We start from the raw sequence: 660 nt of genomic DNA, 5'->3' as shown, positions 1-660 counted from the left end.
CAGCGGGGCCTGTCGGCAGTGTGGCGGCAAACCCAAGAAGGTGGGCAGGATTCCGGCATATCGCAGGGACCCGACGACCGGGCAGATCCGCTGAGTCAACTCCTGCAAGCGACGCACGACCTCCGTCATCACCTCCGCGTCCGGAGCGCCGAGCCGCGCCGTCGCGAGCTCCACCAGTTTCGCGTCCGGCAGCTGCCGCAGCCAGTCCGCGCGCCGCTTCGCGGGCGGCACCTGGTCCAGCGGGAAGAGCTGCACCGCCACGGCGACCACGGTCTTCTCGCCCGCCTTCGTCAGGTCGATGAGCCAGGCCCCGGCAGGTCCGGACGACACGGCGGCCATGTCCTGCGGCGTCAGGTGAAGCGTCGTCATAACGCATCTCCCCGTTTCGTGCGGCCGTACAGGACGCCACAAACGGAAACGGCCGCCCCGGAGCTAGGGCGGCCGTTCGATCAGGAGCACACCTCCGTTCAGGCCACCGAGTGACTCCTCGATCGACCCCCAACACCACGCAGCGTTCACGATCGTAACTTCTCCATCCATTCCTCTACTTTTGACCAAGTAATTGAAAAGGGTGCTGGTCCAAACGGGCACAAAGGGTGCTGGTCGGAACCGGTGCGACTCCTGCCCGCCCGGCCCCGTCGCGAACGCCAAGTCGTTTCG

General features: G+C 66.5%; 1 protein-coding gene. It reads right to left on the bottom strand.

All coding sequences use genetic code 11. From position 1 onward, the window contains the following. The coding region (locus BZY54_RS47875) for a hypothetical protein (RefSeq protein WP_143668427.1) at window positions 1-369 on the bottom strand (369 nt) is incomplete at its 3' end. Between the last annotated feature and the right edge of the window lie 291 nt (window positions 370-660).

It is taken from the genome of Streptomyces carpinensis (assembly GCF_002154505.1).
Lineage (GTDB): Bacteria > Actinomycetota > Actinomycetes > Streptomycetales > Streptomycetaceae > Streptomyces > Streptomyces carpinensis.
The sequence above is the reverse complement of the archived record's forward strand: the minus strand, read 5'-3'. Positions and strand labels throughout refer to the sequence as shown.